The organism is Rhizobacter sp. (assembly GCF_046595475.1).
GTDB lineage: Bacteria > Pseudomonadota > Gammaproteobacteria > Burkholderiales > Burkholderiaceae_C > Rhizobacter.
Genome location: NZ_JBKJOQ010000107.1, coordinates 98732 through 115172 on the forward strand (window position 1 = coordinate 98732; position 16441 = coordinate 115172).

Here is a 16441-nt window from a genome sequence, read left to right on the forward strand (position 1 = left end):
GCGCGGCGCCTGCCCACATCAGCCGAAAGTCATCTAGGGCAACGCTCAGAACGCCGAGCACTGGCCGCCGTCGCTGACGTTGAGGCAACCCGAGAGTTGCGGCTGGTTGCGCACCTTGCCCCACTCCGAAGCGAGCGGGTCGCTTTGCTTGTCATCGGCGAGGCTGCCGCGGATCACCGAGGCGGCCGTGCAGATGTAGGGCTGGTCAAGGTTGCGGCCATACACGTCGGAGGACATTTCAGACTGGAAGGCTGCCTGCAGCATGTGCCGCGTGATGCCGGGCTGCAGCGTGAGCGTGGAGGGGGTGAACGTGAGGTTGTAGCCCAGCGGCGAGGCCAGGTTGCCCTGGCCGATGGCATAGGTGGTGGCGCCGCTGGGCGTGGCGGCCAGCGTGCCGCTGAGGGCACCGGCAGCGGTGTCGCCGTTCAGCAGGCCGGTGGTGACATAGGTCAATTGAGGCAGGGCCAGGTCGACGTAGCCGGTGAGCGGGTTGGCGGCCACGCTGAGCGTGGGCTGGGTCGGGTGCAGGAGCTGGTTGCCGCTGGTGGGCAGCGCGATGTTGGACACGCTGCAGGTGGTGGTGTCGCCGAACACGCAGCCGTAGAGGTTGGTGGCGGGGCCGGCGACCGGTGCATTGATCACTGTGGGCGCCCAGACACGCCAGCGGCCAGTCGCGCTGGTGCTGAGGCTGGCGCCGGTGGCGAAGGTCACGCTGCCGGGCGACACGATGTTGAGCTGCGAGGCGCCGGTGCCGGCCATGCTGATCGACTGGTTGATGAGCACATTGCCGGCGGTGGACTGCAGCAGCGCGGTGTTGCCTCCGGTGCTGCTGGTGATGGCCAGCGGCGTGAAGGCGCCGGTACTGGCGTTGAAGGTGGGCGCGCTGGCTGCGTCGACTGTGATGTTGCCCGGGGTGAGCACGGTGAGCGAGGCCGGTGGGTCGAACGCGAGCACGCCAATCTGGTTGGTCGTACCGCTCAGGTTGACGTTGCTGGCCGCACCGCCGCGTATCACCAGGTTTTGCGTGGTGATGCCGGCGGTGCCTTGGGTCACGTTGCCTGCGGTGAGCAGGCCGAGGGTGCCCACGGTGTTGCCGTTGCCCAGCGTGATGCCTTGCGAACCGGTGCCTTCGTTTTGCAGCGTTACCGCCACCGTGGGGTGCTGGGTGAACGCGCCGGCATCAACGTTGATCAACCCGGTGTGGGCCTGCGAGCCGATCACGAACCCGCCCCCCGAGGAGATACCGCCGTTGCTGGGGCCCGGCAACCGCAGCAGGTTGGTGTTGACCACGAAAGTGCCGGCCCCGGCGTTGGAGCCGGTGGTGAGCAAGGTGATGGGCGTGGCCACCTGTTCGGTGATGAGCCCAGAGGCGTCTACCCCCAGCGGGCGGATGTTCACACCATTGGCGGTGAAGATGTTGGGGCCGATGCCCGACGTCATGTCGAGCGCGCTCGACGCCACCGTGGCCGAAGCGCCGATCACCACGTTGGCGCCGGTCGGGCGGCCGCCCGCGGTGGGTGCATCGGAGCTGATGACCAGGCCGGTGTTGCCGCTCGGTTGCACCTGAATGCCCGGCGCGACGGTGGTGCCTGCGGCCTGGCCTGCGAACGTGATGGTGCCGGTGGAACCGGTGTTGGCCGAGATCTGCACGTCGCCCAGGCTCAAGCCCACGGCGCTGCCGCTGGCGGTGCCAGCGTCGCCACGGCCAGCCAGAATGAGCGAGCCGGAGCCGAGCTGCAGGCGCAGGGTGCCGGTGTCCACGCCCACCTGGGCGCTGGTGGCCGTGTCGGTCCGCACGGCCACGCCGCGCACGGTGATGTTGCCGCTGGCGGTGGTGATGTTGGCGCCGTTGAGCAGCACCGCCGTGCCATGGCTGGCGCGGCCGTCGACGCTGAGGTTGCCCACGGTCATGTCAGTGTCGAGCGCCACACCGGGCGCAAGGCCAATGACACCCGACTCGCCGCGGATCGCGACGTTGCCCACGCCAGCGCTGCCGCGGGTGTCGATGGTGGTGCGGGACACGGCGACGCCGGCGTTTTGAAAATCTCCGCGTGCAAAGCCGGTGGACGGGTCGGTGCCGCCGCTTAGCGTGAGGCTGCCGCCGCCAGTGGAAATGCGGCCGCCCAGCAGGCTGATGCTGCCGCTGCCGTTGCCGTCGAGGTCGCTGTAGAGGTTGACGCTCACCGGGCCAGCGGCGCTGGCGTCGATGATGGCGCCGTTGCTGACGATGTTGTTGTTGGCGCGCAGCGTGAGGCTGGTGGGTGCCGTGCCGGTGCTGCGGGTGATGGTGGTGCCGGCGGCGATGGTGATGTCTCCGGCGGCCGTCCCGCTGCCGCCGGCGGCAGTGGAGATGTCGATGCTGGTGCCGGCATCGAGCGCGGCTGACAGGTCGGAGGCGCGCACGTTGGCGCCCGGCCCGGTCGGGTTGAAGCTGCCGTTGACGGCCACGGGGCCCGCGTTCGAGATGGTCACGTCGAACGGGTCCAGCGTCCAGGCGCCGGCCCGGCCGCCAGCGGCGCGGGCTCGCGCGTCGATGGTGGCCGACTGCGTGATGCCTGATGCAGGGTTGCCCAGGTTGGTGGTGAGCGCGATGCCCGAGGTCTCGATGCTGCCGCCGTCGCCGCGCTGCGTGCCGCCGCGGGCCTGCAGCGTGCCGTAGACCTCGGTCACGCCGTAGTCGATGCGTGCCACCGGGCCGGTGGCGTTGGGGTTGAGGAACAGGGCGCGCACGGCGATCGAGCCGCCGTTGCCTGCCTGCGTGGCGTCGGCTGACACGCTGGTGCCCTGCTCGATGGCGATGGCGTGCGTTTGTGCGTTGCCGATGTCGATGCGGCCGCCGCCGCTGCCGCCTTCGGCCAGCACGCGCGGGTGGGCCACGTCGCCGCGCTGCAAGCGGATGTCGCTGCCCTGCAGATTGACCTGCCCGCCGGCACCGCCCGTGCTGGAGGCGGTGATGACCGCACCTTCGCCGGCGAGCACCGAGCCCGTGGCGCCAGCAGCGATGTGCACGCTGCCGGCGGCGCCTGTGCTCGCATCGGCGCTCACCAAGCCGGCGATGGTGATGGTGTCGCCGCGAGAGGGCTCTTCATTCGGTTGCGCACCGATGACAATGCTGCCGCCCTGGGCGATGGTCTGCGAGTTGAAGCCCACTGCAATGGCGCCAGTGCGTGCTGCGACGGGTTGTACTGACAGCACCTCGACGAAGCCGCTGCTGCCGACCGGCCGCAGCGTGGCGCCGGAGCCGACGCTCAGGTTGATGTGCCCGCCGGGTGCAGAGATGCTGCCGTTCTGCGTCAGCTGCTCGCCGCTGAGCAGCACGATGGAGCCGCCTTCGTTGACCTGGATCTGTGGCCGGTTGCGGTCGGCCGCTGCCATCACCTGAACGCTGCTGGCGCCCCCGGTGAGCTGGATGTCTTCACCGCTCATCAAGCGCGCGTAGTTGTTGGCCGACATGCTGCTGTCGAGGTCTAGGCTGGTGGCCACCAGCGAGCCCACGCTGACTTGCGCGCCCGGCCCGAACACCACGCCCGCTGGGTTGACCAGGAACACGCGGCCATTGGCCGACAGCGTGCCGTAGATCTCGCTCGCACTCGGGCCGTTCACGGCGGTGCCGGTGACGCGGTTGACCAGCACGCTTTGTGCATTCGGTTGCGCGATGTTGACCCGTGCCTGGCTGCCGATGCTGAAGCTTTGCCACTCCACCAGCCCACGGTTGCTGGCGCTCGTGGTCTGGGTGACGGTGAGCGCGTTGCCGCCGGGTGTGCCGACGCTGGCATTGATGACCGCGCCGCCCGGGCGCAGCACCGGCAGCTGCGTGGGCACAGGCTGTGCAACGGCATCGAAGGCGCCGAGCGCGAGCAGGGCGGCGAAAGCGATCGGGGTGTGCTTGAGTGCGCGCATGGCGTGCTCCTGGGTATGTGTGTCTAGAACGTGTGTCTAGAACGAGTGCTGAATTTGCACGAGCAAGCGGGCTTTGGGGTTCTCGGATTCCGAGAGCACCGGCTCCTTGCCGCGCAACCCAAGGCTCGCCTTCAGCGTGAAGAGCTCGGGGTTGGTGTACTGCACGCCCAGGCCATAGCCGTGGATGGTGCGGGTGTTGTCGCCGGTGAGGGCATCGGGTGTCTTGCGCAGGCGGCCGTGGCCCCAGTCGTAGAAGAGATACGAGCTCCATTGCGGGCCTATCCAGTAGCGCAGCTCGGTGTTGAGCAGCGCGCCGAGGTCGCTAGAGCCTTCGGCGGCCGGGTAGGCGCGCACGCCCTTGTCGCCGCCGAGGGTGAACTTCTCGGCGTTGTCGAGGTTCTTGTTGGCCCATTGGCCGGCGCCGCCGACGAAAAGCGACAGCGTGCGCGTGAGCGACTGCAGGCGGGTGGCTTGCACGCTGAGCTTGGTGAAGTTGCCGTGCGGCGTGGTGTCGGTGGGTGCGGTGCTGCTGTTGTCGGTGAGCTTGCCGAGTTGCAGGCCCACGCTGCCGCCGTTGTAGCCACCGCCGCGCCAAGTGCTGCGCGATTCGAAGGCCAGGGTGAACTCGGCGGCACGTATGGTCTTCTCAGACGAAATCTCGGTGCCCACGTCGTCCGACAGCTTCTTGTTGACCAGGCTGACCCGGCCCACCAGGTTGCCGTCTCGGCTGCGCACGAAGGGGTAGGAGAGCGAGGCGTCGAACACGTCGGCTTTGCCGGTGGCGTCGAGCGCCTCGAACTGCTCGCCGAGCTGGTAGCCCACGCGCGAGTAGCCGATGCCCGCACGCCAGGGCGTGGCGCCCAGGGGTGCTTCGTAGCCAAGGCGGCCGACCGTGGTGCCCGCGCCGCTGGAGGCGAGCAGGCGCAGGTCGAGGTTGTCGCCAATGCCGCCTGGGTTGTTCCAGCGCAGCAAGGTGCCCAACCGGTAGCGGCCGCTGACCGAAGAGCCGTGGTTGTCGAAGTCGACGCTTGCGTCCCACCACCGGCGGCGCTCGGTCTGGATGCTGACCTTGTACTGGCCTTCGTCACCGGTGGGCAGCAGTGTGGTCTTGGCGGAAACGCCTGGCCAGTCGTTGAGGGTGAACATGGCACGGTCCAGGGCCTGCAGGTCCAGCGGCTGGCCGGCACGCACGCCGGCGCGTTCGAGCACGGCAGAGGCGCGCGCGGCCGACACGGGCGGCGGGCCCAAAGGCTCGACCACCACCCGCTCTACCTGTGGCTCGACGATGGTGATCTGCAGCACGCCCTTCGTCAGGTCTTGCGGGGGGTAGCCCACCCCGGCCATGCCGAAGCCGCGCTCTTCATAGGCACGGCGCACGGCCGCCGATATGACGGTGAGCTCGGTGGCATCGATCTCTTTGCCGACAAAGGGCTTGACCAGCTCTTGCAGCTCTGCGGTGGGCACTGCCTTGGTGGGGCTGAAGCGCACTTCCTTCAGCACAAACGTGCCCTGGGCGGTGCTGCTGCTGACCACAGCCGAGGCGGCACCTGCCGGAGCGGGTGGCGTGTTGCGCAGCGGTGCGTTTTGCGCTTGCGCAAGCGAGACGCAGCCCAGCAGCAGCGGTATGATTTTCAGGGCGTTCATCGCGCCACCTCGCTGCCTTGGATGACGAGCCGGCCATTGCCGATCACGTTGAACGGGGCCCAAAAGAAGGGGTGGGCAAAGCGCCGGTTCTTCTGCACTTCGAGCTGGGCCATCTGCATGCTGGCCATCAGGTCTCGGCCGGCAGCCAGCTCTTTGTACAGGCGGCCCATCAGCAGGTCGGTGGAGTCGTCGGCCACGGGCCAGAGCGAGGCGACGATGCTGTTGGCGCCGGCCGACAGCAGCGAGCGGGTAAAGCCGATGATCTCGTCGCCGCGGGCCACACGGCCCAAGCCGCTTTCGCAGGCTGACAGGGTGATGAGGCGCACACCACGCAGGTCCAGGGGGTAGATCTCGCGCGCTTCGAGCAGGCCGGGCTCGGTAGAAGTGGCCGCGAAGAGGATGCGCGAGAACAGCGGGTCGACGTCATCGAGCTCGGCATGCGCCGCCACATGCACGATGTTGGCCCGGTTGGTGCCCGCCTTGAAGCGCGCCTTGGTGGCCTCTTGCTGCACGAACACCTCGCTTTGACTGAAGAGCTTGGCCACTTGCTGCACCTCGCGCTCGGCGCCGGGCAGGGGCACGTTTTTGTCGGTGGTGGGGTTGCCGAAGCCCAGCAGCACGGGTGCGGGCGCGCTGCCGCGCGTGAGCAGGCGGGCACCCACGGCAGACGAAGGCCACACCGTCAGCGCGCTGCGCTCGATGAGGTAGCCGCGCCCGTCGTGCAGCGCCTGGAAGGGCAGGTAATGCAGGGGGCCGTGCGGCACCACGAAAAGCCGCAGCACCGGGGTGAGGTCAAGGTCGCTCAGCAGCAGCTTGTAGAGGTTGACTGCGAGAGTGGTGGTGTCGCGGCGGCGCTCGATCACGCTGCTGCGGAAGTTTTCTACCAGGGCGGCGAGGCCCACTTGGCCTTGCGCGATCACCGAAGCCGACATGCCGGTGCGTGTGATGAGCCACGCGATGCTGCGGTTTTCCAGCACGTGAAATTGCAGCACCGCTTCGCCGGAGCCCAGCGTTTTTTGCAGCTCTTGCAGCGTCACGCGGTGGTCGGCCAGCGAGTCGGCCGCGCGGTCACGGATGGAGTCGAGCAGCTGGCGCGAGCGCGAGGCTTCAGAGAGTGTCCACGCGGCCTCGAAGTCACGCGTGCTGATGCTCAGGTCTAGCGCGGTGTCGAACACCTTCTGGATGTCGCCGAACAAACCGGTCTTGAACTCTTCGCTCTGGAACTTGCCGCGCAGGCTGTCGGCCAGGCGCACGGTTTCCAGGTACGACTTGAGCGCGGCGGCTTGGTCACCGCGCTTGAGCTCGACGCGGCCTATGCCTTCGGTGGCCCACAGCCGGTTGTAGAGCGCATCGGGCGAGCCAGCGTCGGCGAGTATCTGCTTGAACAGCGCCAGCGCTTGGTCGGCCAGGCCGGCAGCAAGCAAGGCGTTGGCGCGGCTGCGGTCGTAGAAGCTGCCGAGCTTTTGCGCTTCAGCGCGAGGGAGCAGGTCGAGCTGCTCCAGCGCCTCGCGCGGGCGGCCGGCAGCGGTGTAGGCGTTGGCCAGTGACACCACCACCAGCGGGCGAAAGCGCTCGCTGGCCAGCGACAGGCTGCGCTTGTAGGCATCGGCGGCGTCGCCATAGCGCGCGCGGCGCACGGCCACGTCGCCCAGCACCTTGTAGGCTGGTGCGTGGGCTTGCTGCGGGTTCTTGGGCTTGAGCGCCAGGGCGCCGTTGGCGAAACGCTCGGCTTCGTCGAGCAGGCCGGCGTAGTTGTAGGCGATGGCCAGGTCGCGCTGGGCGAGCGCGCGCAGGTCTTCGTTGTCGGTGGCGCTGCCCAGGTGCAGCGCCTTGCTGGCCGCGCGGATGCTTTGGCGGAACTCGCCTTGCTCGGCCAGTGCGATAGAGCGGCCGCAATAGCCGTAGCCATCGAGCTTGATCACGTCGCGCTCGTAGAGCGCGCGGCCTTCGGCGCTCAGGGCGAGCAGGCCGTTGGCGTCGCGGTGTCGGGCCAGCGCATCGCGTGCCACGGCGCTGGCGGGGGCCAGGGCGTCTTGGGCCAGCGCGGGCAGGGCGAGAGAACAAAGCACCGTACAAGTGCCGATCAAAACTGCTTTACGGAAGGCCCACACAGGCTTGCCCCTTCAATACATATAAATCGGTCGGTCGATCGTAGTTGCGCATCATCGCTTCACAAGTGACCAAGGTGAAGCATGCGCGGCTTAAGCGTCCTGAATGTGAAAGCTGGATGCGAACCCCTATGGCACGCTGCGCAGCACTGCATACAGCTCGCGCGTGCGAACGGGTTTGAACAAGACCTGGTGACCACTGCTGTGCACGCGCTTCACTTCGTCGGGGGAGGTGTCGCCGGTGATGAGCAGTGCCGGCAATGGTGCGCCATACACCGACCGCACGCGCTCGATGGCGTCGATGCCGTCTTCGTCATTGGCCAGGCGCAGATCAGACACCACGATGTCGATCACCCCCGCGTGGCGGCGCACCTCGGTGCAGGCCTCTTGAATGGTGGCGGCGGTGAGCACGTGGTAACCCCAGGTTTGCAAGAGCTCGCTCATGCCCGCGCGTATGCTTTCTTCGTCGTCGATGAGCAGCAGGGTGCGGCTCGAATCGATGGGCGAGGGCACGGTGTCGGCGGCCACGAGCATGTTGTCCATCTCGTCAAATTCGGTCGCCTTGATGAGGATGCGAAACCCCGTGCCGCGCCCGGGCCTGGACACCACTTCGAGCTGATGGCCCATCAGCAGCACCAGGCGCTTGACGATGGCCAGGCCCATGCCCAGGCCACGCGAGCGGTCGCGCCCCGAGTTGCCCACTTGGTAGAACTCGTCAAACACCTTGGGCAGCTCTTCTTCGGAGATGCCGATGCCGGTGTCCCACACCTCGATGCTGACGGCACTCTCGCGGGTGCGCGCCACCACCACGATGCCGCCCTCTTGCGTGTAGCGGATGGCGTTGTGAATGAGGTTGCTGAGCACGCGTTCCAGCAGATGCGGGTCGCTCATCACGATCTTGCCGCCGGCCTTGAAGCGCAGGCCCAGGCCCAGCTCTTCGGCCTGGCCGGCACAGTGCATGTGCAGCACGCGAAAGAGGTCGCGTATGGGAAAGGGCTGCAAGTTGGGCTCGATCACGCCGGCGTCGAGCTTGGAGATGTCGAGCATGGAGGTGAACGACTGTTCCAGCGCGTCGATGGAGCGGATCATGTTTTTCACCAGCGGCTGCAGCGCGGTGCCAGCCAGCTTCTTTTCCAGCGTGGCGGTAAAGAGACCCAGCGCATGCATGGGCTGTCGCAAATCGTGGCTGGCCGAGGCCAGAAAGCGGCTCTTCTCGCGGTTGGCTTGCTCCACCAAAACCACCTGCTGGCGCAAGGCGCGCACCAGCGCGTCGTTGTCGAGCTTGGTTTGCAGCTCTTTGATCAGCAGCCGGTGCCGCGCCAGTGCAAAGAAAAGACAGGCGCCGAAGAAGGCCGCCGCCAGCGGTGCCACAGCCTGCGTGGGCGGCGCGGCCGTGTAGAGCATGTAGGCCGTGAGCGGCGCGAGCAGGGGCAGCAGCCACAGGAAGATGGCGCCGCGGTGCGCCGCCACCACGTGCGCGCCGGCTGCGGCCAGAGCCAGCATAGGCAGCACCAGGGCCAAGGTGGGCGTGAGGCGGGGGTCGACCAGCACAAAGCAAGGCGCGAGCCCCCAGCTCAATGCGCACAGAAACGTCACGGCCAGGTAGCGGCGTAGCCAGCGCGGCGCCTGCGCCAGTGCGGCTCGCCCAGCGCGCTTGAACGACCAGACCAACCAGGCATGCAAAGCCTGGCTGACGTGCACCAGCGCGGCCCACACCCACACGCCCGGGCCGGGCTGCCACCAGATGGCAAACGAGAGCCAGCAGGCCAAAGCCAAACCCACCGATGCGCCCACCGCCATGTCGCCGTGGCGAAACAGGCGCATCAGCTGAGAGGCGCGCGTTCTTTCTCGCCTGCGCTCAGACCCTTCGTCGGTGGGAGCGTCGGTAGACCCGGCGGCCGCGGAAGGCGAGAGCTGAAACGACACTGAGCCGGGGTTACCTGAACAGGCTGATCAGGTGCGAGCGCGACTTGACGTCGAGCGCCAGCAAGATCGTCGACACATAGTTCTTGATGGTGCCCAGCGACAGGCCGGTGGCGGTGCTGATCTCTTGGTTGGAGCAACCCGACAGCACCAGCTCCAGGATCTCGAGGTGGCGCGGGCCCAGCTCGGCCACGCGGTCGTAGCGCGACGAGCTCGGAAAGCGTGGGAAGCCCCCGGCGTTGCCGCTCTGGGTGGCGGCCAGCAGGCCCATCACGGTGTCGCACATGGCACCGGGTGCCTGGCCCTTGGTCACGTAGCCCACGGCGCCGAGCGCACGCACCTGGCCGATGACGAATTCATCTTGCGTGCCGCTGATCACGGCCACCCGGGCTTGTGGGAAGGCTCCGAGAAACTGCTTCAGGCCCTGCAGGCCCTTGCAGTCGGGCATGTTGAGGTCGAGCAGCACGAGTGCGATACCGGGCTCGGCGCGATAGAGCTCCATGGCGTCGTGCAGCGTGCTGGCTTCGAACAGTTGCAGGTTGGCGTTTTCGACAGCGGCAAGGCTGGTCACGATACCGACGCGCACCAGCGCATGGTCGTCAACGATCAGGAGTTTTGACATCATGCGCGCCGGCTGATCGGCGAGATGGTTTCGCGGTGCCAAAGCGGCGCCGATGGAAGCTGTCGCGGAAGGCAACATCTGGCTCATGCGTATGCCTCTTGGACGATGTGAAGGCCTATTGTCAATTCAAAACGACCAGTACTTACATCCCTAAGAACACGCATGCGGGTTCACCCTGGGGTCTGCCACGGCTAACGTCGCAGGTTGCCAACGCATTGCAGCCCTGTGAGATGCTTGCGCGGCTCATAACGGCGGGAGGAAGAAGACATGGGTTGGATCAGCATGGCCGTGGCGGCCGCTTGTGGTGCGCTCGCGGCGCTGCTTGCTGGTGCGCTGCTGCGCGGCCGTTCGCAAAGCATGGCTCACTACGCTGCGGTGTGGGCGGCTTTCGCTGTGGTGTTCTTTGTGCCATCGCAGCAGTTGATCACACCGGCGTTACAAAGCCGTTATGACGTGAGCCGGCTCGATGATTCGCTGTCTCGCAACGCCTCTTTTGCCGCCATCAAAAAGCATGACCCGCAGACCTACATCCGCATCACCTCAGAGCTGAGCCAGGGCCTCTTGCAGGGCAAGAGCCACGCCGAGTTGATCGACCGCGTGCGCAGCGAAGTGACTACCTTGGTGCAAAAGCGCTTGCCCAAGGCCTCTGACGAAGCCGCCACCGACTACATGCGGGTGATGGTGCAAGAGATGGGCGAGCTGCGCCGACACGGTGGTGACCTCTGCTACCGGTTTTTGTTTGCCAAGTCGGCGCAAAGCCTGGACCTGCGCAAGTACGTCTCGGCCAACACCATCGAGGCCGATGATGCCGCCCTGAGCCAGGTCGTGCGCAGCTCGACACTGACGCCCCAGGCTGTGCCGGCGCAGGCCGAGGTGGCAGACGGTTTGCGGCCGGTGTTCGAGGTGCTGGCGGCGCGCTACGGGCAAGACCTGGCCCTGCTCCAGAACCCGCTCGCGCCGGGCGCAGACCCCGACAAGCTTTGCTCCATGAGCATCGACATGTACACCGTGATCCTGCAACGGCCGGTGGCCGAGAGTGGCAGGCTCATCCGCTACCTGATGGGGCAGACCTGAACCAGCGCGTTCGAATCTCTTTGCACGGCAAGGCACGGCAAACCCACCCGATTCCGTGTCTATAAGGTAAATACCTTAGAGTAGTTTGACCCGAATGCCGCGATCGTGGAGGCTGTCGCGCGCGGGTGCTGCCGTATCCTGTCGCTTTCTCATCCTTAAGCGCCACGAGCAGAGAAATTCATGTCGATTGAGCACGTTGATGTACTGATCGTGGGGGCCGGCTTGTCGGGCATCGGCGCGGGCTACCACCTGCAGGAAAGCTGCCCTGGCCGCAGCTACCTCATCCTGGAAGGGCGCGATTGCACGGGCGGCACCTGGGACCTGTTTCGTTACCCCGGCATACGCTCCGATTCCGACATGTACACGCTGGGCTACTCGTTTCGGCCATGGACCCATGCCAACGCCATCGCCGATGGCCCGACCATCCTCAATTACGTGCGTGACACGGCGCGAGAAGCCGGCATCGACAAGCGCATACGGTTCAACCACAAGGTAAAGAGCGCCAACTGGTCGAGCGCCGATGCCCGGTGGACCGTCGATGCCGAGATTGGCGCCGCGGGTGAGACGGTGCAGCTCAGCTGCAACTTCCTTTTCATGTGCAGCGGCTACTACAGCTACAAGGGCGGCTACACGCCCGAGTTTCCCGGCATAGCGCGCTTTGCTGGCCGCGTGGTGCACCCGCAGAAGTGGACGCCCGACATCGAATATGCCGGCAAGCGCGTGGTGGTGATTGGCAGCGGCGCCACCGCGGTGACCCTGGTGCCCGAGATGGCCAAGCAGGCGGCCCATGTGACCATGTTGCAGCGCTCACCCACCTACGTGGTGTCACGCCCTGCCAAAGACCGCATCGCCAACGGGCTGCGCCGCTGGCTGCCGGCGAAGACGGCGTACCACATCACCCGCTGGAAGAACGTGCTGCTGGGCATGTACTTCTTTCGCCTGTGCAAGCGCCGCCCCGACTTCGTCAAGAAGATGATCGTCGACGGCATCCAGGCCGCCATAGGCACCAAGACCGACGTGGCGAAACACTTCACCCCGAGATACAAGCCCTGGGACCAGCGCCTGTGCCTGGTGCCTGACGGTGACCTGTTCCGCGCCATCTACACAGGCAAGGCTTCTGTGGTCACCGACCACATCGACACCTTCACCGAGAAGGGCATCAAGCTCAAGTCGGGTGCCGAGCTTGAAGCCGACCTGGTCGTGACCGCCACCGGCCTCAACCTCAACGTGCTGGGCGACCTGTCACTCACCGTTGACGGCAAGACGCTAGACCCGGCCAAGACCTTCAACTACAAGGGCATGATGTACAGCGACGTGCCCAACATGGCATCGTCCTTCGGCTACACCAACGCCTCGTGGACGCTCAAGTGCGACCTGACCTGCGAATACGTGTGCCGCATCCTCAACCACATGGCTAAGCATGGTTACCGCCAATGCACGCCGCGCAACCATGACCCGAGCATCACCGCCGAGCCCTGGATCGACTTCACCTCGGGCTATGTGCAGCGCTCGCTCGACATCTTCCCCAAGCAAGGCTCCAAGGCGCCGTGGCGGCTGCACCAGAACTACGCGCGCGACCTGTTGGCCTTGCGCTTTGGCAAGGTCGACGACGGTGTGATGGAGTTCAGCGGGGCTTAGCCAAGCCGGCGCCGGGCGAGGGAGCCTCAGTTGCGAAAGCGCGGTTCTTCCAGCGTGCCAAAGCGGCTGCAGGCGCGGCAGGTGGTTTGCTCGGGGGCCTGCAGCAGGTCGTCCCAGCCGATGGGCTCGCTGCAGCTGTCGCACAGGCCATAGCGGCCACGCCCGAGGCGGCGCTCGGCTTCTTGCACTGCAGCAAGCGCCTGCTCGGCGATGCGGATGCGGGCTGTGGGCGCGTCGGTGGTGTCTTCTTCGGCTGGCTCAACCGCGTCCGAGGCTGAGGCTGACAGCTGCCGGCGCTGCGACTGGATCAAGCGGCCCAGATAGATTGACCGCTCTCGCAAGCGGCTCTGGAACAGGGCCATCAAGATCATGTCAGGGCCGGCGGCGCCTGAATTGGGGGGCAACTCGTTGCTTCCGCTTGTCATGCTTGTCTCCAGCAACGCTAGCGTTTTTCATCAGAGTGCACGTTTCAGGATAGGCGCTGCAGCGGCGCGCCACAAGGCCATTCCCCGCACCGTTACTTGCGCAGTGCAGCATGCACGGCTGTCCAAAAGACCTCGCGGCACCCGCCTTACCTGAGAGGTCTGACAGGTGCGTGCGCGCTTGGCGAGTGATTCAATGGCTGCGAGGAATCAACCCCGCGCATGGCCCGCATCCTGATCATCGAAGACGACGCATCCAACCTTGAGATGGCGCAATATCTGCTCGAGCACAGCGGCCACCGCGTGCTGGTGGCAACCGATGGGCGGGCAGCGCTGCTCGCGGCACGGCGCGAGCGGCCGCATCTGATCATCTGCGACCTGCACGCTCCGGCGCTGGAAGGGTTTGGCATGCTGGAGCAGCTCAAACTCGACGCAGCCTGTGCCCAGACCCCTATCGTGGCGGTGATGTCGGCCCTGGTGCCGGCAAATGGGCACGCCGACAGCATGGCCGGGTTTGACGGCTACTTCTCGATGCCGCTCGCACCCGAGGTTTTCGTGGCGCAGATCGAGGCATTCTTGCCCGCTGGCCCTCTTCGTTCGGGCTGAGCTTGTCGAAGCGAGCGCAGTGCCGCCCGCAGCACTTCGCCAGGCTCAGGGCGAACGGATTTCAGGAATCGCCGTCAGTCGACGATCGCCGAATACACCATGTTCTTGAGCTGGCTGCGGATGTTGAAAGTGCCTGAGGGCACCAGCTGCGTCATGAAGATCACCACCAGGTCTTCGATGGGGTCGACCCAGAAGATGGTGGAGGCCATGCCGCCCCAGTAGAAGTCGCCTGCGCCATAGCCGCCGGCGGCCACTTCGCTCAGCGTGGTGGCAAAGCCCAAGCCGAAGCCCACGCCTTCGTTGGCTGTTTCTGAGAACGCACCGATGGCCTGCTGCGTGAGGTCACGCCCGCCCTGTAGGTGGTTTTGCGCCATCAGCTTCAAGGTGCGTGGCCCGAGAATGCGCGCGCCATCGAGCTCGCCGCCGCGGCGCAGCATTTCGCAGAAGCGGTGGTAGTCGGGCATGGTGCTCAAGAGGCCGCCGCCGCCCGAGACGAAGGTGGGTGGCTTGGCAAAGCTGCTCTTGTGCGGGTCGTCCATCAGCGCGAGTGACTTGTCTTCGCGCCGCACATAGTTGGCCGCGAAGCGGTCGATCTTGTCGGGCGCGATGAAGAACGAGGTGTCTTTCATGCCCAGCGGGTCGAAGATGTGCTTGTGCAAATAGTCTTCGAAGGGCATGCCCGACAAGGCCTCGACCAGGTAGCCGCACACGTCGGTCGAAAACGAATACATCCAGCGCTGGCCGGGCTCGTAGCGCAAGGGCACCTCGCCGAGCTTGCGCACGAAGGTGCTGAGATTTTCGCGAGCGCCGCGGGTCAGGCCGAGCTTGGCGTAGACCTCGTCGACCGGGTGCAAGGCGCCATCGACTGGCATCGGCCCGCCGCCGTAAGTGATGCCGCCGCTGTGGCTGAGCATGTCGCGAAAACTCACCGGCCGATCGGGTTTCTTGGTCTGCATGCTCTCACCCGAGCCCGACATGTAGATCCGTTGGTCGCGCCACTCGGGGATCACGCGGTGCACCGGGTCGTTGAGCTGGAAGTGCCCCTGCTCGTACAAGCTCATCAAGGCCACCGAGGTGATGGGCTTGGTCATTGAGTAGATGCGAAAAATGGTGTCGTCGCGCATGGGCTTGTCGCGCTCGCGGTCCATGCGGCCAAGGGTGCTCTGGTAGGCCACCTGGCCGTGGCGTGCCACCAGCGTCTGGCAGCCGACCAGCTTGCCGGGTTTGATGTAGTGGTGGTTGAGGTGCTCGGTGATTCGCGCGAGGCGATCGGTCAGCAGGCCGGTGGGTGCGCTCATGGGGTGGGTCCGTTCAGGCAGGTGAGGCCATCATGGTCTCAAAATTGCGGTGATAAAACATCTCTTTCGCCGCTTCGTCTATGCCGGCAAAGGTGCGCTCGAAGCGACCGATAGGGTCGTCGGTGCCCTCGGGGTGCGGGTAGTCGCTGGAGAAGAGAAACAGCTCAGGCCCGGCGTCGCGGATCATGCGGCCCACGTCTTCACCCGCGAAGGGGGTGAATTTCACCGCACGGCGTATGTACTCAGACGCCTTCATCGGCATGGCCGCCAGAGTCACGTCACCCTTTTTGAAGATGCGCTGGCTCAGGTCGAGCATGCGCAGGTATTCGGGCACCCAGCCTGCGCCCAGCTCGATCACGCCGCCGCGAAGCAGGGGGAAGCGCTCGAACACGCCGTCGAACACCAGCGCGGTGAGGAACTGCTGCGGCCCGATGGCCAATAGCATGAAGTCGCGCACGCGCAGGTTTTCGCCGTCTTCGGCGCCAGTGATGTCTTTCGGCTTGGGCTTGCCGTTGTTTTCGTAGGCGCCTATCTTGGTCTTGCTGTTGGGCCCCACGTGCAGCATGAAGGGCACACCCAGGTCACAGAAGGCCTGCCACACCATGTCGAAATCAGGGTGGCCCGGCGACTTTTCACCCGCGGGCATGCCGGGCACCCAGAAAGCACCACAGCCCAGGCGCACGCCTTCTTTCAACTCTTCGACACAGCGCTTCGGGTCGGCCAGCGAGAGCTGGCCCACCGCGATAAGGCGCTCGTCTCCGCCGCAGAATTCCGCCATGGCGCGGTTGTGCGCCCGCACGCCGCCGTAGCGCACGTCCATGTCGTCGTGCTGCAAGTATTGGCCGGCCGAGAAGGTGGAGAACACCAACTGCCGCTTGAAGCCCAGGTCGTCGAGCGCCACCTTGCGCTCGGCGCTGTCGAAGGCACCGAAGGCGCGCCAGCCTTTCACGCCGTGCACCACATCGCTTGCGGTCTCGCCGCGCTCGGCGCGCAGCTTTTGCTTCGCCACTTCTTCGTTGATGAACTCGTGGCTGTTGGTGGCCGACTTCGACAGGTTGAGAGGCGGCATCTTGGGCAAGATGTGCGCGTCGGTGTGCTTGCTGATCCAGTCGACGGTTTCCATGATGTGGCTGTCGGCGTCACAGTAGACGCGGTTGGTGGCGTAGGTCATGGGCAAGTCTCCTGGGTCTGCTGTGTGGGGCTGCG

General features: G+C 66.0%; 11 protein-coding genes. 3 read left to right on the forward strand and 8 right to left on the reverse strand.

Annotated elements, in window-relative coordinates:
* Positions 1 to 45 precede the first annotated feature (45 nt).
* The 5 genes from AC30QB_RS19570 to AC30QB_RS19590 all read right to left on the reverse strand — a co-directional run bounded on the left by AC30QB_RS19570 (position 46) and on the right by AC30QB_RS19590 (position 10200).
* The gene (locus AC30QB_RS19570) at positions 46 to 3900 is read right to left on the reverse strand and encodes a beta strand repeat-containing protein (RefSeq protein WP_489547942.1); all 3855 of its coding nucleotides are present in this window, start codon (positions 3898 to 3900) and stop codon (positions 46 to 48) included.
* A 36-nt stretch (positions 3901 to 3936) separates the two neighbouring features.
* Positions 3937 to 5544 carry a ShlB/FhaC/HecB family hemolysin secretion/activation protein gene (locus AC30QB_RS19575; RefSeq protein WP_489547943.1) on the reverse strand — a complete coding sequence of 536 codons (1608 nt, stop codon included), beginning with the start codon at positions 5542 to 5544 and terminating at the stop codon, positions 3937 to 3939.
* Positions 5541 to 7613, reverse strand: coding sequence for a CHAT domain-containing protein (locus AC30QB_RS19580; protein WP_489547944.1), 2073 nt, complete (start codon positions 7611 to 7613; stop codon positions 5541 to 5543). Before AC30QB_RS19580 ends, AC30QB_RS19575 begins: the two co-directional genes overlap by 4 nt.
* 168 nt (positions 7614 to 7781) lie before the next feature.
* Positions 7782 to 9476, reverse strand: coding sequence for a hybrid sensor histidine kinase/response regulator (locus AC30QB_RS19585; RefSeq protein ID WP_489547945.1), 1695 nt, complete (start codon positions 9474 to 9476; stop codon positions 7782 to 7784).
* A gap of 112 nt (positions 9477 to 9588) precedes the next feature.
* Positions 9589 to 10200: a response regulator gene (locus AC30QB_RS19590; RefSeq protein ID WP_489547946.1), complete on the reverse strand. Its 612-nt coding sequence runs from the start codon at positions 10198 to 10200 to the stop codon at positions 9589 to 9591.
* 264 nt (positions 10201 to 10464) lie between these two features.
* On the opposite strand from AC30QB_RS19590, the gene AC30QB_RS19595 reads away from it, so the two are divergent.
* Together AC30QB_RS19595 and AC30QB_RS19600 are read left to right on the forward strand one after the other, a co-directional pair.
* Positions 10465 to 11271 (forward strand): hypothetical protein, encoded by an 807-nt coding sequence (locus AC30QB_RS19595; RefSeq protein WP_489547947.1) that lies wholly within the window; start codon positions 10465 to 10467, stop codon positions 11269 to 11271.
* A gap of 180 nt (positions 11272 to 11451) precedes the next feature.
* Positions 11452 to 12909 carry a flavin-containing monooxygenase gene (locus tag AC30QB_RS19600; RefSeq protein ID WP_489547948.1) on the forward strand — a complete coding sequence of 486 codons (1458 nt, stop codon included), beginning with the start codon at positions 11452 to 11454 and terminating at the stop codon, positions 12907 to 12909.
* Between the two features lie 26 nt (positions 12910 to 12935).
* Here AC30QB_RS19600 and AC30QB_RS19605 read toward each other — a convergent pair whose 3' ends face one another.
* The gene (locus AC30QB_RS19605; protein WP_489547949.1) at positions 12936 to 13334 is read right to left on the reverse strand and encodes a hypothetical protein; all 399 of its coding nucleotides are present in this window, start codon (positions 13332 to 13334) and stop codon (positions 12936 to 12938) included.
* Positions 13335 to 13553: 219 nt separating this feature from the next.
* On the opposite strand from AC30QB_RS19605, the gene AC30QB_RS19610 reads away from it, so the two are divergent.
* Positions 13554 to 13937 carry a response regulator transcription factor gene (locus AC30QB_RS19610; RefSeq protein WP_489547950.1) on the forward strand — a complete coding sequence of 128 codons (384 nt, stop codon included), beginning with the start codon at positions 13554 to 13556 and terminating at the stop codon, positions 13935 to 13937.
* A 74-nt stretch (positions 13938 to 14011) separates the two neighbouring features.
* On the opposite strand, the gene AC30QB_RS19615 is transcribed toward AC30QB_RS19610, so the two are convergent.
* Positions 14012 to 15235, reverse strand: a complete 1224-nt coding sequence (locus tag AC30QB_RS19615; RefSeq protein ID WP_489547951.1) for a serine hydrolase domain-containing protein — start codon at positions 15233 to 15235, stop codon at positions 14012 to 14014.
* 13 nt (positions 15236 to 15248) lie between these two features.
* Positions 15249 to 16406 carry an amidohydrolase family protein gene (locus AC30QB_RS19620; protein WP_489547952.1) on the reverse strand — a complete coding sequence of 386 codons (1158 nt, stop codon included), beginning with the start codon at positions 16404 to 16406 and terminating at the stop codon, positions 15249 to 15251.
* Positions 16407 to 16441 lie beyond the last annotated feature (35 nt).